A 23,082-nucleotide genomic window follows, 5' to 3' on the forward strand; every position below is an offset into this window, starting at 1 on the left:
GGGTGCTAAATGAAGCCCGGGGCCACCCCGGGCTCGACTTCAAATTCACACAGGAGCGGATACAGCCATGGAATTGGAAAAGGACGTCATTCAGTACGAAGTTGCCCCCAACGGCGTTGCCACGATCTGGCTCAATCGCCCGCACAAGCGCAACTGCGTGAGCCCCCAGCTGCTGAAGGAACTCGAGAAGGCGGTCGATCGCGCCGCCGAGGACAAGGAAGCCCTGGCCGTCGTGTTCCGCGGCCGCGCCAACACCTTCTGCTCGGGCGCCGACCTCGACCTGCTGGTCAGCCCGGTGCTGCAGGAGACCACGACCTCGCTGCAACTGGCGATCGATTCCGCACGCACCTTCGACAAGATCTTCAACATGAAGAAGCCCACCATCGCGGCCGTTGAAGGTTTCGCGGTTGCCGGCGGCTTCGAGCTGATGATCTCCTGCGACTTCGCGCTCGCCGCCAACGAAGCCAAGATCGGCGACTTCCACATCCGCCGCGCGCTGTTCGGCGGTGCGGGCCCGATCTACCGCCTGCCGCGCATGATCGGCATGCGCCGCTCGAAGGAACTGATGCTCACCGGCAAGCTGCTCACCGGCGTGCAGTGCGCCGATTGGGGCCTGGTTAACGCCGCCGCCCCGCAGGCCGAGTTCGACAAGCTGATCCAGGACTTCTGCGCCCCGCTGATCGACAAGAGCCCGTTCTGCATGTGGATGACCAAGATGGCGCTGAACCGCGGCCTCGACGCGGACACCGACTCCCTGATCACCCTCGAAACCATGACCTGCAACGTGGTCCATCACTCGGAAGACGCCAAGGAAGGCGTGCGCGCGTTCCTCGACAAGCGCGCTCCGAAGTGGACCGGTCGCTAATCCGCGGAGGCACATAGGCACATGTCAGCAAGCCTGGTCATCCTGGCGACCCGCCCCCCCGAGTGGTCGCGCGAGCAATTCACCACCTGGTGGCGCAGCGAGCACGCGGACTACGCGAAGAAGCTCCCCGGCCTCGCCGCCTACCGCCACGGCGAGGTGACGTTCGACTACGATCACCCGGAAGGGCCCGCCTGGGATGGCCATGCCGTGCTGACCTTCGCCTCGCGCGAAGTGCTCGATGCGGCACTTCATTCCCCCGAGTGGGCCGCCGCGGTGGCCCACGTCGGCAAGATGAAAGGAAAACGGATCGCCCTGATCACCGAGGAGCTCGATCTCCTCGCCGCACAGGACGCCTGAAAAACCGGCATCGCAAGGACAACAAGGTGAGCGAAAACTTCTCCCCGGGCTTCGTCGCCCGCCAGTTTCGCCTCGACGGCAAGGTCGCACTCATCACCGGAGGCCGCGGCGCACTCGCCGAGGCCATCGCCGCGACCCTCGCCGACCTCGGCTGCAAGGTCGCGCTGGCCTCGCGTCATCAGCAGGAATGCGCCGACATGGCGGCGAGCATCGCCGAACGCTTCTCGACCCAGGCCATCGGCCTGCGCTGCGACATCGCCAAGGAAGAGGAAGTCGAAGCAGCCGTCGCGGCGACGGTCGAGCAGCTGGGCGGTCTCGACATCCTGATCAACAACGCCGGCGCCTCGTGGTGGGGGCTGCCCGAGGAAATCCCGCTGTCGGGCTGGCGCAAGGTCGTCGACGTCAACCTTACCGGCACCTTCCTCGCGTGCCGCCATGCCGCCCGCCACATGATCGGCAACGGCGGCGGCTGCATGGTCAACATCGCCTCGGTGGGCGCCTTCCTCTCCTACCGGCCGGACGCCGGCCAGGTCGTGCCCTACACGACGACCAAGGCCGCCATGGTGCACCTCACCAGCGACCTCGCGGCGCAGTGGGCGCATCACGGTATCCGCGTCAATGCGGTCGCGCCGGGCTCGGTCGAGACGGGCATGACCGAAACACTGACGGACGCCATCCAGCAGAAGCTGCTCGACGGCATCCTGCTGCGCCGCTTCGGCAAGCCGGCGGAGGTTGCTCCGACCGTGGCGTTGCTGGTGTCCGACGCCGGGAGCTTCATCACCGGCCAAACCTTCCTTGTCGATGGAGGGCAGTCGATTGCCTAACCGCAGCCCCGCACAATTCTCCGCCGACGGCCTGACCTGGACCGACGCATCGCTGTGGCGGCAGTTCTCGGCGCTGGCCGAGGCCGCCCCGGACGCGCTGGCCGTGGTCGGCGCCGACGGACGCCGCTGGAGCCGCGGCGAACTCCGCACGATGGCGCAAGCCGTCACCGCGGCCCTGCTCGCGGCCGGCGTGCGTCCGCACGACCGCATCATGCTGCAGGGGCGCAAGAACGCCCCGGTACTGGCTGCCGCGCTGGGAATCTCGGCCGCGCAGGCGGTCATCTGCCCGTTCACGCCCGATCTCGGCGCCGCGGAACGGGCGGTGCTCGACGAACGCCTCGGTCATGTCGCGGTGATCCGCGACAGCGACGGTGAAGCCATCCCCGGTGTACCCGGTCTGCACCTGCAGTACCGCGGGCCCCAAGCGCAGCACGGCGCCGACGAACGCGATGCACGGACGGCGATGATCGGCTTCACCTCCGGCACCACCGGCGTGCCGAAGGGCGTGATGCACTCGTCGGCAGCGATGAACTACACGGTGCGCGCCTGCGAACAGATCGCCGGCCTCGCGCCGGACGACGCCATCCTCGGCGTCGTGCCCCTCGGCAGCGCCCCCGGCTTCACCTTCACCGCGCATTTCGCGCTGGCCCTCGGCCACCCGCTGGTCATCGTGGATCCGTGGGACGCACTGGAAACGCTGAAAAGGATCGAGGAATACGGCTGCCGCTGGGGCATCTGCGTGCCCACGCACCTCGCAACCCTGATCGAGGTGGCCCGCAGCGGCCGCTGGACACGGCCCAGTCCGCTCAAGGTGCTCGGCGTCGGCGGCAGCGCGATGACGCCCGAGCTGATCCGCGACGCGAAGGACCTGCTCGGCATCAGCGCGCTGCGCATGTTCGGCATGTCGGAATGCATGGGGCATGCCTCGACGCGGCCCGACGACACGCCAGAGCGCCTGTGCCACTCCGACGGCAAGCCCTTCCCCGGCACCCGCGACGAAGCCTTCGATGGCGAACAACGGATGTTGCCGCGCGAACAGCGCGGCCAGGCCGGGGTGCGCGGACCGTCGCTGTTCCTCGGCTATTGCCGCGGCCTCGGCGACCAGGAATACCGCCTCACCGATGACGGCTACTTCCTCACCGGCGACGAGATCATCTGCGATGCCGACGGTTACCTCAAGGTCGTCGGGCGCATCAAGGACCAGATCATCCGCGGCGGTTACAACATCGACCCCGCCGAGGTCGAGGCGGCCCTGCTGCGCCATCCCGCGATCGCCCAGACCTCCGTCGTCGCGGTGCCCGAACAACGCCTCGGCGAGCAGGCCTGCGCGGTGTGCGCGATCCGTGACGGTCATCAGGCGCCCACGCTGGAGGAGATCAAGGACCACCTCGCAACGATCGGCCTGTCGAAGAAGAAATGGCCGGAGCATTTGCTCGTGGTGCCGGATTTCGTGTATACGACAACCGGAAAGATCGACAAGAAACGCCTGTCCAGGATGGTCGCATCCGAGCTGGGTCTCGGCGGCTAGCCCGCAGAGGAGGCGGATCGGCAGCGCGGGGCGGCAAATCCGGAATCCGTCCCGCGGCAACACTTCACACGGGATTCACGGGAGTCATATGAAAAGTCCAGTCAAGCCGGCGGAGCCGCCAAAAAAGAAGCGCGCCCGCGCCACGACGGCGGCACATGACGAAAAGCGCCACGAGATCATCGCGGCCTGCGCCTCGCTGTTCGACCGCGTCGGCTATCACGGCACCTCGATGCAGATGCTCGCGGACGAGGTCGGCCTCGGCAAGCCGACGCTGTACCACTATTTCGCCAGCAAGGGCGACATCCTCTACGAAATGCACCAGCTGCACATCGACGCGATGATCGGCGGCCTGCAGGGGGATGCGCAGCACGGCGACGCGCAGCCGGTCGAGCTGCTCGAAAGCGCCTGCGCCTCGACGCTGCGCGAGATCGCGCTGCACCCCGGTTACGTGCGCGCCTTCATGGACCACTACGCCGAACTGGAGGACAAGCAGCGCGCCGAGATGCGGCACCGGCGGCGCGAGTACTTCACGCGCATCACCAACATCATCCGCGACGGGATCGCAAAGGGTCACTTCCGCGAGATGGATCCCGAGCTGGCCACCCTCACCTTCGTCGGCATGTGCAACTGGGCCTACAAATGGTACCCGCGCATGGCGGACGAGGTGCCGCCGGAGAAAATGGCCAAGTCGATGTGCCAGATTCTCCTCGACGGCTTCAACAAGCGTTGATCAGGCCGGCGCGTCCATTGCGGTCGCGCCGCTGACCCACCCCGACAGACCGCTGGTCGCCACGGTGCACACGACCGCCTCGGCGATCTCCTGTTCGCTCGCGCCCGCGGTGCGCGCCCCCCGGATGTGCACCGCCGCGAGCGGGCTGTAGTCCGCGACCAGCACCGCCACCAGCAGCAGCTCCGAGTACTTCGGCCCGAGTCGCGTACCGTTGATGGTGCCCTCGCGCATCAGGTAATACGCGTCGGCTCCCAGCGGCAGCAGGCTGGCGAGCTTGCCCAGCGAGGGCGGCATCGAACCGAAATACGCGAGGAAGTTCTTCTCGGCTTCGCCGGGCGCCACATCGATCTCGCGCAGCGGCTCGTCCCCGCCCGTCTCGCCGGGATAGACGGCCTCGAGCGCGTCGATGAAGGACAGCGCCGCGCCCTCGCCGCGCACGCTGCTGAGCACGATCGCTGCCGACGACGCCTCCTCGAAAGTCAGGCCCAGCTCCTTCGCGCGCGCGAGCTCGCGCGAAGCCATTTCGCGGTAACCCTTGGTGGTCGCCGCCACCGCGACGAACAACACCTTGATCCTCGCCGGCAGCGCGCCGTCCTCCTCGATCACCCGCCTGAAGCGCGCGTAGCCGCCGAGCGTGAGCGGCGCGATGCGCCTGAGCAGCGGCGAACCCAGCAACCGGTTTTGCGTGGTCACAACATCCCCCCGAAAGAAAAGTTTCAACGCGGGTGCCGCGCGGTGAAGGCCGGCACCCGCAAAGGCCCGAACGGGCCCGGGACGCCTAGTCGAGATTGAACCAGACGCTCTTGACGTGCGTGAACTCCTCGATCGACACTGCGCCGAGACTGCGGCCGAAGCCCGAGGCTTTCACCCCGCCGTAAGGAACCGATGTCTCGTTGAGCTGGTAGGCGTTGACCCACACGGTGCCGACCTTGAGGCGCTGCGAGGCCCGGTGCGCACGCACCACATCGCGCGTCCACACGCCCGCAGCCAGGCCGAACTCGGTGGCATTGGCGATCGCCCAGGCCTCGTCGTCGGAGTCGAAGGGAATCACCGCCATCACCGGGCCGAAGATCTCTTCCTGCGCGATGGTCATGTCGTTGCGCACCCCGGTGAAGATGGTGGGCTGGAAGAAATACCCGTCGGCATCATGCCGCCGGCCGCCGAGCGCGACCGTCGCCCCCTCGGTCTTGCCGATCTCCACGTAGCGGCTGACCTGGTCGAGCTGCTGTTGCGAGATCACCGGGCCGACATGCGTGTCGGCGTCGAAGCACGAGCCGACCTTCAGCGCCCGCGACGCCTCGACCATGCGTGCAACGAACTCGTCGTGGATCGAACGGTGCACCAGCACGCGCGATCCCGCCGTGCAGATCTGCCCCGAATGGCCCCATACCGCCCACGCCGCAGCCATCGAGGCCCGTTCGATGTCGGCATCCGCGAAGACCAGCTGCGGACTCTTGCCGCCGAGTTCCAGCGACACGCGCTTCAGTCGCGCCGCCGCGGCCGCCTGGATGCGCTTGCCGGTCGCAACCGAACCGGTGAAGCTGATCGAATCGACCTCCGGATGGTCCACCAGCGCAGCGCCGACGGTGTGGCCGAGCCCCTGCACGACGTTCACCACGCCCGCCGGCACGCCCGCCTCCATGCACAGCATGCCGAACAGCAAGGCCGTCAGTGGCGTCTGCTCGGCCGGTTTGAGCACCACCGAGTTGCCGCACGCGAGCGGCGCAACCACCCCCAGCGGCACCGCCGACGGGGCATTCCACGGCATGATCACGCCGCACACGCCGACCGGCTCGCGCACCTGCTGCACGACCAGGTTCGAGCCGGTGGGCGACATCGCCCCCTCAATCTTGCTCGGCCAGCCGGCATAGTAGTTGGTGACGTCGATGCCGAACTGCACGAAGAAAGGCGTCTGCGCGCGGATGATGCCGCCGTCGAGCATGTCGAGATCCATCAGCACCTCGCGGTGCTCCTCGAGCAGCGCACCGAGCCGCCGCAGCACGGCCTCCTTCTTCATCGGCGGCAGGTTGCGCCAGCGGCCGTCCTCGAAGGCCCTGCGCGCCGCCTGCGCCGCCCGGTCCACCTCCACGGCACTGCCCTGTGCCACGCGGACGAACTCCCGGCCGGTGTTGGGATCGATGACCGGCATCGTGGCGCCATCGGCGGAGAGCACCAGCTCGCCATCGATCAGATGGCCGAGCCGCGTTTCCGTCAGAAAGCGCCGGGTCCTTGGCGACAGGGCGTCATCGCCGACCGACACCTTCCCGCTAACCGCATCATTCATGCTTACTCCTCCAGTCGTCGTACGAAATGGCCAGGCCCGCCCGGTGCCTGCACACGGGACGGCCGGCCGGGTATCCGCGACCCCGCAGGCCCCTGCGAAACCGAATCGCGACACCGCCCCCGGAGCGACATGGTAGCGCACCGCGGACAATGGAACCGACCGGTCGGTCGATGCACGAATTATAACCCCCGCCGACGGACTGTCAATGTCCCGCCGCAGGCTCCGAAGTCCGCCGGAAACTCATTGCGGCCTCGCACCAATCATCTTTGCGCCAAGGAACACAGACCATTCAACATCAATGCATTACGTTGACAATTTGATTGCTGCGTCGCACCATACAAACATTGATGACTGGAACTTTCGCCATGAATGCACCGATGATACTGCCGTGGCTGGCAAGCAAGTGGGACGTCAGCCAGGAACGCACCCTCGCCCTGTGGCAACAGGCCTGCGCCGAAGCGCGCAGCGCCGTCGGACCGGAGCCGTCGTCCGCGTACTGGAGCCACGCCAAGAGCCGCTGGATCGACCTCCTCGACCAGGAAGTGATCGCGCGCTATCCGGCGACCGAGACGCCGTGGATCATGATCCACCTCAACCTGCTGCGCCTCGCTGCCACGGTACGCTTCTGGTTCAACGCCCGCGGCGCCCGCTTCGCGTGAACTACCGCGACGGCGGGGCATCTGCCGCCGCCCGCGTCGGCAGAAGGCCCTGCCTGCCACCGGGCCCGCTACACTCCTGAAATCCGACATACCCGTTTCGCCCGCGGCGAACACACCCGCCTTCGCCGCTTCGTGACATAATCTCGACCGTCCGGTCGGGCGCATAAACAGAACGGACTTCCGTTACGCCCCGACGGCGTCACGCATCGAACACCCCTTCAGGAGGAAACCCCATGACCCGCGGCGAAAACAGGCAGATCCTGCTGCAACGAAGACCGGACGGCGCACTGCGCGAAAGCGATTTCGCGCTCGCCGCCTCCCCCATGCCGGAAATCCGGGCGGGTCAGTTTCTGCTCAGGAATGCATGCTTTTCGCTCGACGCGGGTTTCCGCAAGTGGATGAACGCAGGCGCCGACGACAACTACCTCAGCGCGATGGCACTGGGCGCGCCGGTGCAAAGCATCGTGCTGGGCCATGTCACGGAGTCGCTGCACGCAGACTTTCCCGTGGGCAGCCTCGTACTGGCGCGCGCGTCATGGGAAGAGTTCAGCGCGCTGGACGGTTCGGACTTTGCGCAAAAACTCGAACACGACGGCAGTTTCCCGTTGCACGAATTCGTCGCCGCGCTCGGCCCCACCGGCATGACCGCCTATTTCGGCCTGCTCGACGTCGGCCGGCCGCGCGCCGGCGACACCGTGCTGGTGAGTGCGGCCGGCGGCGCGGTCGGTTCGGTGGTCGGCCAGATCGCGAAGATTCTCGGCTGCCGCACCGTCGGCATCACCAGTTCGCCCGAAAAGTGCCGCTGGCTCACCGACGAGCTCGGCTACGACGCCGCCATCAACCACCGCGATCCCGCGGGTCTCGCCGCCGCCATGCGCGAGACGATGCCGGACGGTTTCGACGTGTATTTCGACAACGTCGGCGGCGCGATGCTCGACGAGGCCGTCCGCCACATGAAGCTCGGTGCGCGCGTCGTGCTGTGCGGCGCCATCGCCGACTACGACCACAACGACCGCGAATCCGGCATGTTCCACATGTGGGAGTTCATCGTCAAACGCGCGAGTGCCGCCGGCTTCATGTTCTCCGACTACGTCGCGCGCTACCCGGAGGCGGTGCGCGACCTGTCGCAGTGGCTGCGCGACGGCCGGCTGAAGAGCGTCGTCGACATCCGCCACGGTATCGCCGAGACGCCGAAGGCGTTTTGCGACATGCTCTCCGGTGCCAGCCGCGGCAAGTGCATCGTCCAGCTGTAATCGCGCCCAAAGTGGCGCCGCGACCCACTGCGGGCCGCGGCGTCAGGCGCCCGCTAGTCCGCGCCGGTCGCGCCGAGTCCGATATCGCCAGCCGTCTGGAACATCGCCAGCTCGCGATGCACGATGCGCCATCCCTCGGGGCGACGCTCCAGCCGGTCGCTGTACTCCCCCCACACGGTCATGGTCTGCGCTGCCAGCGCCCCCAGGCCGACATGGATCGCCTGCAGGTAGCATTTCGCCGTCGCCTTGTTGCCATCGACGGCGATACGGAAATTCCCCAGCAAGTGCTGGGTTCGCCCGCAGGTCTGCAACACGCCGGAGATCATGTCGCGAATCGCGTCGCGGCTGGAGAAGTCGCCGATCCCCTGGTACCACGCCGTCGCCTCGGGCACGAAAACCTCGTCGAGGCCGGCCCAGTCATGCTCGTCCAGCGCCAGCGCGTAGCGCACCAGCACGCGCTCGATGCGCTTCTCTTCGAGCAGGGTTTCCACTGTCACGTCTGTCATGGTTGCAAGTCCCTTTCGCGGTGTCAGAACAGGGTGAAGCCGCCGTCCACGGCGAGGGTATTGCCGTGGATGAAACTCGCGTCGTCGCTGGCGAGGAAGGAGACCACGGAGGCCACCTCCTCGGGACGGCCCGGCCGCCCGGAAGGCGCGCGCAGCTGCTTCTGAAAGTCGGCGCTGGCGTCGAGGAATTCCTTCGGCAGATTCTCGATCATCGGCGTCATGATCACGCCCGGGGCGATCGCCACGGCGCGGATGTTCTGCTGGCCGTATTCGTAGGCGATCTCCTTGGTGATCCCCACGACCGCGTGCTTGGCCGCCGTGTATTCGATGCCCGCGGTCGTGGCGACCAACCCGGCCGTCGACGCGATGTTGATGATCACGCCGCCGCCCTGCTTGAGCATCTGGGGAATCGCCTGGCGGCAGAAGAAGAAGATGCTCTTGAGGTTCACGTTGAGCACGCGGTCCCAGGATTCATCGCTCACTTCCGCCGTCTTGACGAACTCACCGACGATGCCGGCGTTGTTCACCAACACGTCGATCGCGCCGAAACGCGCAACCGTGTCCCGCGCGACCCGTTCCACATCCTCGCGCCGCGCCACGTCCGCCTGCATCGCGACCGCCTCGCCCTGCTCCGCCGCGATGGCGGCCACCGTGTCGCGCGCCGCAGCCAGGTTGAGGTCGGCCACCACCACGCGTGCACCATCGCGGGCGAGGCGGATGCACATCGCCCGGCCGAGGCCCGAGCCGCCGCCCGTCACGATAGCCACCTTGTTCTGAAGTTTCAATGTCGTCTCCTCGCTGTTCATGGATTTTCCGCGCCCGGTCGGCGCCGTCCGGCATCCGGCCGGTACGGCAGCTCCGGCGGGATCTCAGTTCACGCCGGGCACCAGCACGCTGCGCCCGTGCACCTTGCCAGCGCGCATGTCCTGCAGCACGCGCGGTCCGTCTTCGATGCTGAAATAGTGGGCGTCGACGTGGATGCGCCCGTATTGCGCCAGCGCGATGACTTCCAGCAGCTCCGCACGCGAGCCCCACAACGGCGTGCTTACCGAGCAGCCGAAAGGCAGGGTCATCTGGCTCAACTGGAGGACGCCGCCGCCCACGCCGACCACGGTGAGCTGGCTGTTGCGTCCGACCAGCTGCACGGCCAGGTCGAGCGTCGGCTGCAGGCCGACGAAGTCCAGCACCAGCGCCGCACGTCGCGGCCCGCAGAAGGTGCGGATGGTCTCGGCCGCCTGCGCGCCGTTGCGCGAATTCACGACGAGGTCGGCGCCGAGTTGCCGCGCGTGTTCGAGGCGCCCGTCGTCGAGGTCCACCGCGACGATGCGCGACCCGCACATCACGCGCAACAACTGGACCGCCATGTGGCCGAGGCCGCCGACACCGATCACCACCACGTTGGCGTCCGGCGTCAACAGCGGCAGGGCGCGTTTGATGGCGTGGTACGGCGTGAGTGCCGCATCGGTCAGCGGCGCGGCCTCGCGCGGATCGAGCGTGCCCAACGGCACCAGCAGCCGCGGCGAGGGCACGAGCATGTATTCCGCCATGCCGCCGTCGAGACCGAAGCCGCCGCCCGCCTGCGGGACGGCATCGGCGTTCTCGCAGTAGTTCTCCATCGACGACTGGCACGCGCGGCAGTGGCCGCAGCCCCAGTAGCCATACACCGCCACCGGGTCGCCCTCGCGCAGGCCCTGCACGCCCGATCCCCACGCCGCCACCCAGCCGGCATTTTCGTGACCGAGCGTGAACGCGGGCTTGCTGCCCGCGCCCTGCGCGCCATGGTCCAGCACATGCAGGTCAGAGTGGCACACCCCTGCGCCGCCGATCCTGACCAGGACCTCACCCGGTCCGGGGACGGGCACCGGCACGTCTTCCACCACCGGGGGGAGCCCCACCCCGACAAAACGAAGCGCTTTCATGTTCGTCTCCTCGCCGGGCCGATCACTGGCCGGCGCGACGGGTCACGGCGGCCGCAAGGCCCGCGAACATCAACTCGTAGGCCATGCGCAACCACGCCTCGGCATCGTCGGGCTTGCCCGATTCGGTCATGAACTCGCTCGCGTAGTTGAGGCGGGACCGGTCGCCCGGGAGCGCCTCGACGCGGCCGGTGGCCTGATAATGGGTGAGCCCCATCGGCTTGTTGCCGACGATCGAGAGGCTGTAGGTGAGCTTCTGCGGGTCGAGGGCATCGAGCCGCTCGGAGACGGGCGCGTCGTAGCCCTTGTTGTAGATGTGGCGGATCATGCCGATGCCCTCGCCTTCCATATCCACCCGATCGATCTGCACGGCCGGGTCGTGCCTCGGCCACCAGCGTTCGATGTGGGCGAAGTCCTGAAGGAAATCCCACAGCACCGCGGCGGGGGCATCGAATTCGTGACTCGTGGCGATCTTGTACATGGTTGTCGGCTTCCTCAGGAATGGTTTGGGCGGCATGGCCGATGGTCCGCGATCCGGCTCAAGCCGCACCGCCGATGACGCTCGACGCGTTGTCGAGCACGATCTGGGCGCCATTGACGTGGCGCGACTCGTCGGAGGCGAGGAACAGCACCATGTTGGCGACGTCCTCGGGCTGACCGATGCCGGGAACGCCCGCTCCGGTCACCGCTTCGAGCAGGGGCGTGGAGATCATGCCGGGAAGGATCGCGTTGCAGCGCACCGGGTAGTTCTTGTCGCGGCAATGCGCGGCGATGGTATGCGTCATCGCCGCGATGGCGCCCTTGGCCGCCGCATAGGTAATGACGCCCGGAAAACCGCGGATGGCCGACAGCGACGAGATGTTGATGATCGAACCGCCACGCGCCTTCATCGCGGCGATGGCCTGTTTGCAGCCGAGGAAGGTGCCCTCGGCATGGATCGCGTTGAGCAGGCGGTACTGCTCCAGCGTGGCGGTCTCGATGTCTGCCGGCACGACGATGCCGGCATTGTTGACGAGAATGTCGAGGTGGCCGTAGCGGTCGAGGGTGTGCGCCGCGACCGCCTGCCAGTCGGCCTCGCTGCGCACGTCATGACGCAGGAAGTCGCAGTCCAGTTCGCGCGCGAGTGCGCGCCCGGCTTCCTCGCTGACATCGGTGACGACGACTTTCGCGCCTTCCCGCGCAAGCACGACCGCATCCGCCCGGCCCAGTCCCGAAGCGCCTCCCGTGATGATTGCCACCTTGCCGCTGACACGTCCCATTTGCTGCCCCCGTGTGGTTTCTCGCGTGTGCCCGGCGACGGATTGCGAACGCTGCCCGGTTCCGGGATTCGATGTACAGAATATCCGACCGTCCGGTCGGACGTCCACAGGATTCGCCTTTGCAGTGCACAAGAAACGGGATAGTCTGTTTTTTCTGTAAATGCCTCGCGGCAGCTTGACGTCCGACCGGTCGGTCTGTACCCTTAAGCGCAACTTGGGATTCGTGTCTTTCCGAGAACCCTTCGGAGCAGCAGAGACAGCTTCTGGACGGGGCAGACGGTGTTCCCTCCGCACGTGGCCTGAACGCGCGGAACGCCTGCGCTCCGTGATGCTCCATGCACCGCCGATCCACCCAAGGAGACCGCCGCATGATCGAGACACGAAAATCCTTTTGCCGCTTCTGCCATGTATTTTGCGGCATCCAGGTCGACGTCGACACCGATGCGAATCGCGTCGTCGGGGTGCGGCCGGATCGCGACAATCCCGTTTCCCAGGGCTACACCTGCCCCAAGGGCCGGGCGGAAGCGGAACGCCTGTATCACCCCGAGCGGCTGCTCTCCAGCAAGAAACGGGTCGGCGACGGCTTTGCGGACATCGCACCGCAACAGGCCCTCGACGAGGTTGCGGCGAAGCTGCGCGACATCATCGCACGCCACGGACCGGAGGCCGTCGCGGTGTACACCGGCGACGCCGGCCACCGCATGTCGGCGTCCGGCCCGTGGTTCATCCGCAAGTGGCTCGATGCCATCGGCTCGCGCGGCTTCTACACCTCCTACACCGTGGATTCGCCCAGCCTCGTCGTCGCGATGCAGCGCCTGTGGGGATCGCTGATGCCGTTCAGCCTGTTCGACATCGAACACGCCGGCGTAGCGATGTTCGTCGCGACCAACCCGGTGGTGTCGCACCTGATGACGATGCCGCAGTCGAACCCGTCGAAGCGGCTGCGCGACGCGCGCAAGCGCGGCATGAAGCTGATCGTGATCGACCCGCGGCGCTGCGAGGTGGCGCGCGTGGCCGATATCCACCTGCAGGTCAAGCCGGGCGAGGACGCCACGCTGCTCGCCGCGCTGATCAAGCTCATCCTCGACCGCAAACTGCATGACCAGGACTACGTCGCACGCTTCGGCAGCGGCCTCGACGAACTGCACCGCGCGGTGGCGCCGTTCGACCTGGACTATGCTGCGCGCCGCACGGGCGTCCCCGCGGAACTTATCGAGGAAGCGGCCGTGACCTTCGCCTCGGCGGGCAGCGGCGCGGCGACCAGCGGCACTGGCCTGCACATGGCGCGCCACCAGAACCTCACCACCCAGCTGGTGATGACGCTGAATGCGCTGTGCGGGCGTTACGACCGCCGCGGCGGGATGGTCGCGATGCCGGGCGTGCTGTCGCCGGCGTTGCCGGAAAATCCCGAGCCGATCCCCCTGCCGCTCTTCCCCGGCCCCGTCTCGCGGGTGCGCGGCATCCGCGCCCTGACCAACTGGCTGGGCACCGAGGAGATGCCGGCCAACTGCCTCACCGACGAGATCCTGACCCCGGGCAAGGGGCAGATTCGCGCCCTGATCGTGCACGGGGGGAATCCGGCGCTGGTGTTCCCCGACGAGGATGCAACCGTCAAGGCGCTCAAGAGCCTCGACCTGCTTGTCGTCAACGAGCTCTTCATGTCGGCCACGGCGCGCTTCGCCGATTACGTGCTGGCCTGCCGGCACCCGTACGAGCGCACCGACATGCCGCGCCTGATGGACGCCTTCTTCCCCTTCCCGTTCTCGCAATACACGGCGCCGCTGGTGCAGCCACCGGAGGGCTTGTTCCAGGAGTTCGAGATCTTCTGGGACCTCGCGCGCCAGCTCGGCGTCGACCTCGGCATCCCCGGCGTCTCGATGGAACGCAAGCCCACCGCCGACGAGATGTTGAACGGCCTCAACGCCGGTTCGCGCATCCCCCTCGACGAGATTCGCAAGTATCCCGAAGGGCACGTGTGGGGCGAGCGGGAAACACGCGTCGGGCACATCCTGCCGAACATGATAGGCAACCCCGACAAGCGCTTCGCGCTCGCCCATCCGGAAGTGATCGATGAGTTGCGCGAGGTACGTGCCGAATTCTGGGGCGAAGGCGGCGGCTACGAGCCGGGCGAGAACCACGCCTTCCGCATGATCACCTACCGCGAGGACGACGTGTACTGCACCCAGGGGCAGAACCTGCCCGACCTGCGCCGCCGCATCCCCTACAACCCCGTTCTGATGCACGCCGAAGACATGACCGCGCTCGACCTGGCCGACGGTGATCCGGTGGTGGTGACGAGCGGTTTCGGCAGCCTGGAGGGCCTCGTCGCGGCAGCGGCGGAACTGCCGCGCGGGGTGATCGGCATCGCCCACGGCTGGGGCGATCCATCCGAACCCGGCGGCGCGCGCGAAAAGGGGATCAACGTGCAGCGCCTGATCGCCGACGACTACCGCTTCGATCCGGTGACCGGGCTCGCGCTGATGTCGGCGGTGCCGGTAAGTGTGATGCCGGCGGCGCGCGTGCACTGACCCGTCACATCGGGGGCATCCATCTAGGAAGCCCCCCGATACCGGCTCGAGGGGACACCCGGCCGGTCAAGCGGGCACGGAACGGCTCGCCGGTGATGTGCTCACATCGTGCTTGCCAACGCCGCCCATGTCTCTACCTCCGCAAGGTCTGCAAACCATCAAGATTGAATCGTGGCGGGCGGACGTCCGACAAGGCGAACCGTGCTGGCGCGCGGCGCAAAGCCTTCCGGCCGATGCGGGCTGCGGCGCCCCGTGAACCGACACCGCCCGTCGGGCGCGGCCTAGAGCGCGCCCCAGCCACCGTCGACCGAAATCATCGCCCCGTGCACGAACGCCGCCTTGTCGCTGGCGAGCCACAGCACGCACTCGGCGATGTCATTGCCGCTGCCGAGACGACCGATGGGATGCAGCGCGAGGAGGCTCTGCTCGAGCTCGGCGGCGTTGGGACGGAGTTCCAGCAAGGGGGTCTTGATGACACCCGGGCAAACCGCGTTGATGCGGATATTCCGGCCACCGTACTCCACCGCACAGGTCTTGGTCAGTCCCGCCACCGCGTGCTTGCTCGCGACGTAGGCGGAGGATCCGGCCAGCACATGGAAGCTCAGCGCCGACGCGGTATTGATCACCACGCCGCCGCCCTGCCGCAGCATCTGGGCGATGGCATATTTCATGCACAACCAGACGCCCTTCTGATTGACCGCGGTGACGCGGTCGAAATCGGCCTCCGGCATTTCGGTGATCGGCGCGGACTCGCACACGATGCCGGCGTTGTTGTGGATGACGTCGAGGCGCCCCCAGGTTTCGACGACCTGGGCGATCATGCCTTCAACCTGGGCCGCACTGGTGACATCCACCTTGAAGAAGCGCGCGACACCGCCCGCCGCCTCGATCTGCGCCGCGGCTTCACGGCCTTCCTTTTCCGCGATGTCGGCAACGGCGACCCGTGCGCCCTCGCGCCCGAACGCCAGCGCCGTTGCGTAACCGATGCCGGTACCGGCCCCGGTAATCAGTACGACCTTCCCCTCGAATTGCCCGGCCATCAGTGGTCTCCTTGATGATTCTCGTTGTCGTGCCCACCGGACCCGCGGTCCGGCGGTGCCTGCTTTCGGGGCTGTGCAGCCTGCGCCTGCGGACAGGACCTGCCGCGACGGCGCGGCCCCGGGGCGGCACGAGCCGCCGCGGGGCCGTCATGGATCGCGTCAGACGTCGGCCAACGCCTCTTTGCGCACGGTCGCCTCTTTGCGCAGGGGCGCTTCATCCGGCAGGGTCGCCTCGTCCGGCCGCGTCACCCTGCCGCGGGTCTCGCCCTGCAGCAGGAAGTGCGACAGCGCGGGAATCAGGATCAGCGCGCCGAGCATGTTCCACAGGAACATGAAGGTCAGGAGGATGCCCATGTCGGCCTGGAACTTGATCGGCGACCACGCCCAGGTGACGACCCCTGCGGCGAGCGTGACACCCACCAGCGCCACCACCTTGCCGGTGAAGGCGACCGCGCGCCGGTAGGCTTCGCCCAGCGAGTAGCCGAGCCGTTGCTGCGCGAGCTGCACGCTCAGCAGGTAGAGCGCGTAATCGACGCCGATGCCCACGCCCAGCGCCACCACCGGCAAGGTCGCGACCTTGACGCCGATCCCCAGCTTCACCATCAGAGCCTCCGCCAGCACCGAGGTGAGGATCAGCGGCAGGACCGCGACCACGACCGCACGCCAGCTGCGGAAGGCGATTGCGCACAACAGCACCACCGACGCATAGACGTAGAGCAGCATCGTCCGGTTGGCCTCGCGCACGACGATGTTGGTCGCCGCATCGATACCGGAACTGCCGGCGGCGAGCAGGAACTTGCGCTCGTCCGTGTCGTGCTTCGCCGCAAATGCACTCGCCGCCTCCACCACCGCGTCGAGCGTTTCCGCCTTGTGGTCTGCCAGGTAGGCCAGCACCGGACTCAGCGAACAGAGGTTGTTGAGGAACTCCGAGTTCCACGCCAGCGCGTTGTTGATCTGCGCGTCGACGATCGATTGCGTGTCGGCGACCGTGAACCACTTCGGATTGCCTTCCGACGAACCGGCGATGTACGAGCGCACCGTGTCGGCGAGCGACGTAGAACGCTGCACGCCCGGCACCTGCTCGAGCGTCCAGCTCAGGCGGTCGATCTCGGCGATGTTCTGCCAGTCGCGGCACATGTCGGGCGGCGTCTTCACCATCACGGCGAACACGTCGCTGGAAATGCGGTAATTGCCGGTAATGAAGGCGTTGTCACGGTTGTAGCGGGAATCGGGACGAAGTTCCGGCGCGCCGGCATCGAGGTCGCCGACCTTCAGGTCGAGCGAGCCGTAGTAGCCGAGCACACCGAGCACCACGCTGACGGCCACCGCAACCGTCGCCCAGCGACGTTCGGTGAACTTGTCGAGCAGCCGCCAGACGACACCGATACCGCGGCCCTTCTCCTCATCGTTCTCCTCGGCAAGGCTGCGCGCCGCCGCGGCGGGGCTGACGCCGACGTAGGACAGCAGTACCGGCAGCAGGATCAGGTTGGTGAAGATCAGCACGCCGACGCCCAGGCTTGCGGTCATCGCCAGTTCGCGGATCACCGGAATGTCGATCACCATCAGCACCGCGAAGCCGACGACGTCCGCGAGCAGCGCGGTGACGCCGGCCATGAAGAGGCGACGGAAGGTGTAGCGCGCGGCGACCCACTTGTGCGTGCCGCGTCCGACATCCTGCATGATGCCGTTCATCTTCTGCGCGCCGTGGCTGACGCCGATCGCAAAGACGAGGAATGGCACGAGGATCGAGAACGGATCGAGGCCGTGGCCGAGCGACACCAGGCTGCCCAGCTGCCAGATCACCGCGATAAGGGAACACGCAAGCACGAGCACGGTGCTGCGCACGCAGCGGGTAAACATATAGATGACCACCGCCGCCACCGCCGCCGCGAGCAGGAAGAAGGTCATCACCTTCTGCAGACCGTCGATCAGGTCGCCGGCCATCTTGGCGAAGCCGATGATGTACATGCGCATCTTCGGCTGGGAGCCGTCGGCGGCCTGCGTGTACTTGGTGCGGATGTTTTCCAGCGCGGCCGACAGCTTGTGGTAGTCGAGCGGGTTGCCGGCGGCATCGACCGGCAGCAGCGGCACGACGATCATGCTGGAGCTGTAGTCGTTGGACACCAGGGTGCCGGCCACGCCGGCGCGGCCGACGTTGATGCGCAGGTCGTCGATCGACTTCACGCTGCCGTTGTAATCGGTGGGCAGCACCGGGCCACCCTTGAAACCTTCCTCGGTGACTTCGATCCAGCGCACCACCGGCGTGAAGATCGATTTCATCCACGCGCGGTCCACCCCCGGCAAGACGAGGATTTCGTCGTTGATCTTCGCGAACGTGGCGAGGAATTCGGGATCGTAGATGTCGCCCGAGGTGTTCTCCACGACGACCCGCACCGAATCCCCCAGGCCCCGCAACTGGCCGCGGTTCTCGATGTAGTTCTTGATATAGGGATGGCTCTGCGGGAGCATCTTGTCGAAGCTCGCACTGACCACCAACCCGCGCATCTGAAAGGCGAAGAATCCTGTCAGCAACACGCAGATGGCAACGAGAACCAGCCGGTGGTTGAAGATCAGGCGTTCGACGATATTGCCCGACTTGTCGTCGAAATCCTTCGGGTCGGATATGACCTGCAGTGCTTGCGACTCGCTCATGACTCCTCGCTTCCTGGTACTGTTATGGCAGTTCTTCCGCCCGTAGGCGGCGTCTAGCGCACCGTCTCGACACGCATACCCTCGGCGCCCGCCAGCATCACCTGGCCGTTGGCGCCGGCCGACACACCGAAATACGACATCGGCTGAGCCGGTTTGACCGGCGTGAACTTGCGCCCCTGGTCACGGCTGACCTCCATCGTTCCCGCCTGCGTGACCAGCACGACCATGCCGTCGGGCAGGACCGCGCCCGAGGTCACGCCGGCAAGGCTCGCCATCTCGACGCGCTTCCACGCCCCCCCCGCATCCTCGCTGCGGAACACGCTGCCGCGCATGCCGAAGGTCAGCAGCGTCGTCGGCGAGATCGGCAGCAGACCGAACAGCGTGCCGCTGTAGGGTGTCGGCAGGGCGACAAAGCGCTTGCTGTCGGGTCCGAGGCGCCACACCATGCCCTGCTCGCCGGCGAGGTAGATGTTCCCGCCGCTTCCGGCAATGGCATTGAAGTGCAATCCCTTGGGATTATCCGTGCGGTCCATCCACGGCACCCACGTGGTGCCGCCGTCATCGGTGCGGAAGATGCGGTTGAACGTGCCGACGACGAAGCCGGTCTGCTCGTTGATGAAGTACACGTCGAGGAAGGGCTGCGTGCCGCCCGCATCGACGAGGGATTTCTCGTCGGCGAGCAATTGCTGCGCGGCCGCATCGTCAGCACCGCGTTTCTCGAAATAGCCGACTGCTACCTCGGAGGCGTGCCGGCCGTCGAACTGTTTGACCCACGTCGCTCCGCCATCGGTGGACTTGAGCACCACCCCGCCGTGACCGACGGCCCAGCCGGTTTTTTCGGTCGGAAACGACACCGCCACGAGATCGCTGCTGACGGGAACCGTCGCCTGCGCCCATGTGCGCCCGCCGTCATCGGACAGCACCGCCTGCCCGCGAATACCGACGGCGACGAAACGCCGTCCGGCATCCGTCACCGCCAGCAGCGGGCTGCGCGCCGCCAGACGGCTGCGCATGGCCGGCTCGTCGATCGGGTGAACGAATGCCCCCACCCAGCGTGGCGCTGCAGCCATGGCAGCTGTACCAAGGGCCTGCAGCATGAAAGTACGCCGGTTGACCATACGGCTTTCCCCTTCCGGTTACATCGCGCATGAATCGACGGAGAAAACCTGCGTCTCCGCCATCCTGTCCCGATCTTCCGCCGGGCGCCCCCTGCAGGCGTCGCCCGGCGGACAGCCCTTATCGTACGCCGGACCCCGCCAGCGCCTCGGGCGAGAAGAAGTGCTCCGGCTTCGGCGCCACGACCTCCCAACCCTTGGCGTCGGTGGCATACATCTGGTGGCCGTAGTACCCGTTGGTGAGGTCATACGTCACGAACTGGTCGGTCGCATGCCCCTGCCCCTGCGCCTCGTAGAAGGTGATGGGGATGGAGTGGGTCGTCCGGTACAACTGGCCCGCCACGTCGTAGTTGTCGGCGATGCCGACCCCCGGCAGATCCTCGTCCCAGTAGAAGACGCGCTTCGGATACATGTGGCGCAGGCCCGGCTTGACGTTGGCTTCCACCACCCATACGCGGTGCAGTTCCCAGCGCATGCAATCCGGATTGAGGTGCAGCTTGGTGTTCACCGTATCCGGCGGGCATACCGAAAGGTCACGCGCCTTGTAGGCGTTGTAGGGGATGTACATCTCCTTCTTGCCGATCAGCTTGAAGTCGTAGCGATCGAGCGCGCCGTAGAACACCGCCGAATCGTCCACCGTCGCCGCGCTACCGCCGGTCGGGCTGGGCGTGTCGTAGGCGACGTCGGGCGACAGCTTCACGCGCCGCTGTCCGGGCAGGTACGACCAGGCCTGACGGCCGATGTCGACCATATCCACATTGTCGTGAATCACCAGCTTCTCACCCGCCTTGCGAGCCGGATTCCAGTAGTCGATGCGGATCTTCTCGTACGGATCCTTGGGACCGATCACGGACGTCTTCTTCGGGTCGAAGATCGGATAGTAGGCGGTGAAGTCATAGACACCCGCAACCGTCTTGTTGCCCTGCGGATCGACCAGATAGCTGGCAAGACCCTTGATGTCGGTCACATGATTGTCGTACTTGAGCAGACGATTCCACATCACCTCGTTGCCGGTCTTCGGAATCGGGAACGGCGTTCCGGCATAGCAGCCGTCGAGCTTGAGTTCCTTGTCCATCGTCTTGCAGGCGGTGGCGTTCTTGATCGCGTTGTCCTGGAAGAGCTTCGGGTAGTTCGCCGTACGGTGGGTCGGATAGACGTCGAGACGGTACGTGGGGTACTTCTTCAGCATCGCCTTGATGCCTTCGGAGAGTTTGTCGGCGTGCTTGTCCACGTTCTTCCCGTCGATGACGAGCACCGGCTTCTCGTTTGCGAACGGATCGGGACGCGCGCCGGGCACCTTCGGGTCGTAGTTGGCGGCCTTTACCGGGCCGGTCCACTCCGGAATCGTGCCGTCCTTGTTGCCGGCCTTTTCCGCGCCCCACGGCAGCAGGGTGGTACCAAGTTGCTTCGCCTCTTCGGCGGTTACGGCAGCGACGGCCCCGCCGGCGTACGCGGCGACCAGTGCGGCCAGCAAGGTAATTTTGGAACGGAGCATCATTTCAGGTATCTCCAGTCGATCTTCAGAATGTGGTCTTGAACGTGACGGACAGCCAGCCGCGGTCATGCAGCGGCGCCATGCCGCCGCTCGCGGTACCCATCACGACGGGGCTGATCCCCGGGACGAAGGCGAGCGGGTTCGGGCCCTTGTTGTAACTGCCGAAGTAGTCCGTGTAGGCGATATCGAGCTTGTAGCGGGCCTGATAATCGAAACCGACGCCTACGCTCCAGCTACCGTTGCCCTCGTTACCCCCGGCCGGAACGGGCGAGTTGCCGCTGATGCCCGTGTCGAAGTGGATCGGCATGGTGATGTCCGTCTGCGGCAGGGCGGAGAACCACGTCGGCGTGAAGGTCATGCCGAAGCCCCAGGCATCACGCGTCGAGCAACCGTCGTCCCGGCCGCCGCGACCACCGAACGAGTCGGCGCACGCGTGGCCGACACCGGCGTAGAACGCCTTGGTCTTGCTGTCGAGGCTCTGAAGACGGCTGTAGGTAAGTTCCGCCAGCAGGGTTGCCGAATCGAACACCGATGTCTTGCCGATGTACGCGATCGCGTTCGCAAGCGCATGCCACGTGTCGCCGCGCGCGATTTCCGGCGAACCGAAGGCGGTGTTCAGCGCAGTATCCTTGCGATGCACGATTTCCGCGCCGATCGCCGTACCGCCGACCAGTGTGGACATGCTCACGCCGATCAGCTTGACGTCCTCGGCGTAGGCGTTGTGCAGTTCGCCGAAGGTTCCCCCGGTGCTCAGCACCGCCGGAAGCTTGTCGTCGAAGCGGCGATAGTAAACGCCGAACGTGCCGAGATCGGTTGCCAGCTTGGCATTGATGCCCCAGCTGCCGGTGTCGTCCGGAATTTCGTGCGGACCGGATTTCAGGTTTCCGTGGTACGGAATCCCCAGAAAATTGGTACCGCGCTGGAACAGCGGGTCGAAGGTGTTGAAGTAGGTGCTGCCCTCGGCCAGCCGGTAGGGCTTCCACTCGAGGAAGTACTGACCGGCGATCGACAGCTTGTCGGTCACCTGCGCCGCGAACGAAAGCTGGTTGAGCGGGAGGAACAGTTCCTTCGCTTCGGAGCCCGGCGTCGCAAGGGCCTTGCGGAAATCGACCGGCCCCTGGGAGTACGAAACGCCGTGGATCGGCGAGAACAGGGATTCACCCCAATAGACGGTGTGACGCCCCGCCTTCATGTCGATCGGCCGCCCGCCCACCTCGAGGCGCCCGAACACGAAGGCATCGAGGATCTCACCCGAACTGGTGTACGGGCGCGCCACCGAGTCGGTCAGGCGATTGCGCGGAAACGCGGTACCGAGGCCCGCGCGCTGATACGCGGGATTGCCTTCGACGTCGCGGTCATAGGCGGCGTCGTACCACGCCGCCCCGGAAACGCGGAAGCCGTGGTGCTTGTTGTAGATGAAGTCGAATTCGGACAGCAGGTCGACACGATTGGTGACCATCTCGCCCTGGTCGAAGCGGTGCTCGCCCCCCTGCATGCCCCAGGAATCGCCGAGCTTGCGATCACGCTCATCGATCCGCCAGCCGGCGTTGTACTTGACGGTATTGTCCCAGCGAACGTTGAGATTTTCGTTTCCGGTCGGAATTTCGAACGCGTGCGCGGCGCCGCTGCACAGGGCCGCGGCAGCCACCCCCTGTGCGATCCGCCGCGGAATGATCCGGTATTTGCGATTTCGGTTCACTTCCAACTCCTCCTTTGAGTTGCGCTTCATTTGTTTTCAACCAACAACTCCTGAAGTCTCTTGCCGGCTTTGCTTCGCGAGCACGGTATGCAGGTGTCGCGAGGACCGGTCCAACCGGCCGGTCGATGCCTTGCGAAGACTTACCCGCCTTCTTGGGGATTCCGCACCACCCAGGCGGAGTGACATTTCCGGATAGTTGGGTGACCGCGTTCGAAAGTAGAATATCGACCGACCGGTCGGGTGTCAAGAACATCTTGTCACCGATTTTCAAAACGCTTGAAACCCTTGCGTGACACGGCTTTCAGGGGATAAATGTGGAACGGCGCGCGCATCCCGGGCCCGCCTCATTCATCAATGGGCCTTCAGGCGACC

The 23,082-nt window shown here is 66.2% G+C and carries 20 protein-coding genes; 8 read left to right on the forward strand and 12 right to left on the reverse strand.

Annotation, left to right across the window (positions count from 1 at the left end):
• Positions 1–67 precede the first annotated feature (67 nt).
• From BW991_RS03905 to BW991_RS03925, 5 genes are all read left to right on the forward strand, one after another.
• Complete coding sequence (locus tag BW991_RS03905; RefSeq protein ID WP_076600774.1) at positions 68–865, forward strand: enoyl-CoA hydratase/isomerase family protein; 798 nt, start codon at positions 68–70, stop codon at positions 863–865.
• 21 nt (positions 866–886) lie between these two features.
• Positions 887–1,222 carry an EthD domain-containing protein gene (locus tag BW991_RS03910; protein ID WP_076600775.1) on the forward strand — a complete coding sequence of 112 codons (336 nt, stop codon included), beginning with the start codon at positions 887–889 and terminating at the stop codon, positions 1,220–1,222.
• A 26-nt stretch (positions 1,223–1,248) separates the two neighbouring features.
• Entirely contained in the window at positions 1,249–2,046 is a 798-nt protein-coding gene (locus BW991_RS03915; RefSeq protein ID WP_076600776.1) for an SDR family NAD(P)-dependent oxidoreductase, read from the forward strand.
• Positions 2,039–3,574 carry a class I adenylate-forming enzyme family protein gene (locus tag BW991_RS03920; protein ID WP_076600777.1) on the forward strand — a complete coding sequence of 512 codons (1,536 nt, stop codon included), beginning with the start codon at positions 2,039–2,041 and terminating at the stop codon, positions 3,572–3,574. Before BW991_RS03915 ends, BW991_RS03920 begins: the two co-directional genes overlap by 8 nt.
• Before the next feature lie 88 nt (positions 3,575–3,662).
• Positions 3,663–4,304 carry a TetR/AcrR family transcriptional regulator gene (locus tag BW991_RS03925; RefSeq protein WP_076600778.1) on the forward strand — a complete coding sequence of 214 codons (642 nt, stop codon included), beginning with the start codon at positions 3,663–3,665 and terminating at the stop codon, positions 4,302–4,304.
• Here the strand turns inward: BW991_RS03925 and BW991_RS03930 are convergent, their stop codons facing one another.
• Together BW991_RS03930 and BW991_RS03935 are read right to left on the reverse strand one after the other, a co-directional pair.
• Positions 4,305–4,997, reverse strand: coding sequence for a carboxymuconolactone decarboxylase family protein (locus tag BW991_RS03930; RefSeq protein WP_076600779.1), 693 nt, complete (start codon positions 4,995–4,997; stop codon positions 4,305–4,307).
• A gap of 85 nt (positions 4,998–5,082) precedes the next feature.
• Entirely contained in the window at positions 5,083–6,588 is a 1,506-nt protein-coding gene (locus BW991_RS03935; protein ID WP_076600780.1) for an aldehyde dehydrogenase family protein, read from the reverse strand.
• Between the two features lie 365 nt (positions 6,589–6,953).
• Here BW991_RS03935 and BW991_RS03940 point away from each other — a divergent pair, with 365 nt between their 5' ends.
• Together BW991_RS03940 and BW991_RS03945 are read left to right on the forward strand one after the other, a co-directional pair.
• Positions 6,954–7,247 (forward strand): hypothetical protein, encoded by a 294-nt coding sequence (locus tag BW991_RS03940; RefSeq protein ID WP_076600781.1) that lies wholly within the window; start codon positions 6,954–6,956, stop codon positions 7,245–7,247.
• Between the two features lie 233 nt (positions 7,248–7,480).
• The gene (locus BW991_RS03945) at positions 7,481–8,500 is read left to right on the forward strand and encodes an NADP-dependent oxidoreductase (protein ID WP_076600782.1); all 1,020 of its coding nucleotides are present in this window, start codon (positions 7,481–7,483) and stop codon (positions 8,498–8,500) included.
• A 53-nt stretch (positions 8,501–8,553) separates the two neighbouring features.
• Here the strand turns inward: BW991_RS03945 and BW991_RS03950 are convergent, their stop codons facing one another.
• The 5 genes from BW991_RS03950 to BW991_RS03970 form a co-directional block, all read right to left on the reverse strand.
• Entirely contained in the window at positions 8,554–9,006 is a 453-nt protein-coding gene (locus BW991_RS03950; RefSeq protein WP_076600783.1) for a nuclear transport factor 2 family protein, read from the reverse strand.
• 23 nt (positions 9,007–9,029) lie between these two features.
• Positions 9,030–9,791 (reverse strand): SDR family NAD(P)-dependent oxidoreductase, encoded by a 762-nt coding sequence (locus BW991_RS03955; RefSeq protein ID WP_170879041.1) that lies wholly within the window; start codon positions 9,789–9,791, stop codon positions 9,030–9,032.
• An 84-nt stretch (positions 9,792–9,875) separates the two neighbouring features.
• On the reverse strand, positions 9,876–10,925 hold the full coding sequence (locus BW991_RS03960; RefSeq protein ID WP_076600785.1) for an alcohol dehydrogenase catalytic domain-containing protein: 1,050 nt from the start codon (positions 10,923–10,925) through the stop codon (positions 9,876–9,878).
• Between the two features lie 22 nt (positions 10,926–10,947).
• Positions 10,948–11,403, reverse strand: coding sequence for an SRPBCC family protein (locus tag BW991_RS03965; protein WP_076600786.1), 456 nt, complete (start codon positions 11,401–11,403; stop codon positions 10,948–10,950).
• A 58-nt stretch (positions 11,404–11,461) separates the two neighbouring features.
• The gene (locus tag BW991_RS03970) at positions 11,462–12,181 is read right to left on the reverse strand and encodes an SDR family oxidoreductase (RefSeq protein ID WP_076600787.1); all 720 of its coding nucleotides are present in this window, start codon (positions 12,179–12,181) and stop codon (positions 11,462–11,464) included.
• Positions 12,182–12,549: 368 nt separating this feature from the next.
• Here BW991_RS03970 and BW991_RS03975 point away from each other — a divergent pair, with 368 nt between their 5' ends.
• A complete protein-coding gene (locus tag BW991_RS03975; RefSeq protein WP_076600788.1) occupies positions 12,550–14,709 on the forward strand; it encodes a molybdopterin-containing oxidoreductase family protein in 2,160 nt (719 codons plus the stop codon).
• A 281-nt stretch (positions 14,710–14,990) separates the two neighbouring features.
• On the opposite strand, the gene BW991_RS03980 is transcribed toward BW991_RS03975, so the two are convergent.
• The 5 genes from BW991_RS03980 to BW991_RS04000 all read right to left on the reverse strand — a co-directional run bounded on the left by BW991_RS03980 (position 14,991) and on the right by BW991_RS04000 (position 22,710).
• A complete protein-coding gene (locus BW991_RS03980; protein WP_076600789.1) occupies positions 14,991–15,749 on the reverse strand; it encodes an SDR family NAD(P)-dependent oxidoreductase in 759 nt (252 codons plus the stop codon).
• Between the two features lie 159 nt (positions 15,750–15,908).
• A complete protein-coding gene (locus tag BW991_RS03985) occupies positions 15,909–18,401 on the reverse strand; it encodes an efflux RND transporter permease subunit (RefSeq protein WP_076600790.1) in 2,493 nt (830 codons plus the stop codon).
• 53 nt (positions 18,402–18,454) lie between these two features.
• Entirely contained in the window at positions 18,455–19,414 is a 960-nt protein-coding gene (locus tag BW991_RS03990; protein ID WP_244551603.1) for a WD40/YVTN/BNR-like repeat-containing protein, read from the reverse strand.
• 223 nt (positions 19,415–19,637) lie between these two features.
• Entirely contained in the window at positions 19,638–21,014 is a 1,377-nt protein-coding gene (locus BW991_RS03995) for a DUF1329 domain-containing protein (protein ID WP_084204947.1), read from the reverse strand.
• A gap of 22 nt (positions 21,015–21,036) precedes the next feature.
• Entirely contained in the window at positions 21,037–22,710 is a 1,674-nt protein-coding gene (locus tag BW991_RS04000; RefSeq protein WP_244551604.1) for a DUF1302 domain-containing protein, read from the reverse strand.
• Positions 22,711–23,082 lie beyond the last annotated feature (372 nt).

The sequence above is a fragment of the Aromatoleum tolulyticum genome (genome assembly GCF_900156155.1).
In the GTDB taxonomy this organism is placed as follows: domain Bacteria; phylum Pseudomonadota; class Gammaproteobacteria; order Burkholderiales; family Rhodocyclaceae; genus Aromatoleum; species Aromatoleum tolulyticum.

Bases quoted from the DNA above. Each gene is read 5' to 3' on its own strand.
- BW991_RS03905 (WP_076600774.1), top strand. From the start codon at position 68: ATGGAATTGGAAAAGGACGTCATTCAGTACGAAGTTGCCCCCAACGGC.
- BW991_RS03910 (WP_076600775.1), top strand. From the start codon at position 887: ATGTCAGCAAGCCTGGTCATCCTGGCGACCCGCCCCCCCGAGTGGTCG.
- BW991_RS03925 (WP_076600778.1), top strand. From the start codon at position 3,663: ATGAAAAGTCCAGTCAAGCCGGCGGAGCCGCCAAAAAAGAAGCGCGCC.
- BW991_RS03935 (WP_076600780.1), bottom strand. From the start codon at position 6,588: ATGAATGATGCGGTTAGCGGGAAGGTGTCGGTCGGCGATGACGCCCTG.
- BW991_RS03940 (WP_076600781.1), top strand. From the start codon at position 6,954: ATGAATGCACCGATGATACTGCCGTGGCTGGCAAGCAAGTGGGACGTC.
- BW991_RS03945 (WP_076600782.1), top strand. From the start codon at position 7,481: ATGACCCGCGGCGAAAACAGGCAGATCCTGCTGCAACGAAGACCGGAC.
- BW991_RS03950 (WP_076600783.1), bottom strand. From the start codon at position 9,006: ATGACAGACGTGACAGTGGAAACCCTGCTCGAAGAGAAGCGCATCGAG.
- BW991_RS03960 (WP_076600785.1), bottom strand. From the start codon at position 10,925: ATGAAAGCGCTTCGTTTTGTCGGGGTGGGGCTCCCCCCGGTGGTGGAA.
- BW991_RS03965 (WP_076600786.1), bottom strand. From the start codon at position 11,403: ATGTACAAGATCGCCACGAGTCACGAATTCGATGCCCCCGCCGCGGTG.
- BW991_RS03970 (WP_076600787.1), bottom strand. From the start codon at position 12,181: ATGGGACGTGTCAGCGGCAAGGTGGCAATCATCACGGGAGGCGCTTCG.
- BW991_RS03975 (WP_076600788.1), top strand. From the start codon at position 12,550: ATGATCGAGACACGAAAATCCTTTTGCCGCTTCTGCCATGTATTTTGC.
- BW991_RS03980 (WP_076600789.1), bottom strand. From the start codon at position 15,749: ATGGCCGGGCAATTCGAGGGGAAGGTCGTACTGATTACCGGGGCCGGT.
- BW991_RS03985 (WP_076600790.1), bottom strand. From the start codon at position 18,401: ATGAGCGAGTCGCAAGCACTGCAGGTCATATCCGACCCGAAGGATTTC.
- BW991_RS03990 (WP_244551603.1), bottom strand. From the start codon at position 19,414: ATGCGCAGCCGTCTGGCGGCGCGCAGCCCGCTGCTGGCGGTGACGGAT.
- BW991_RS03995 (WP_084204947.1), bottom strand. From the start codon at position 21,014: ATGATGCTCCGTTCCAAAATTACCTTGCTGGCCGCACTGGTCGCCGCG.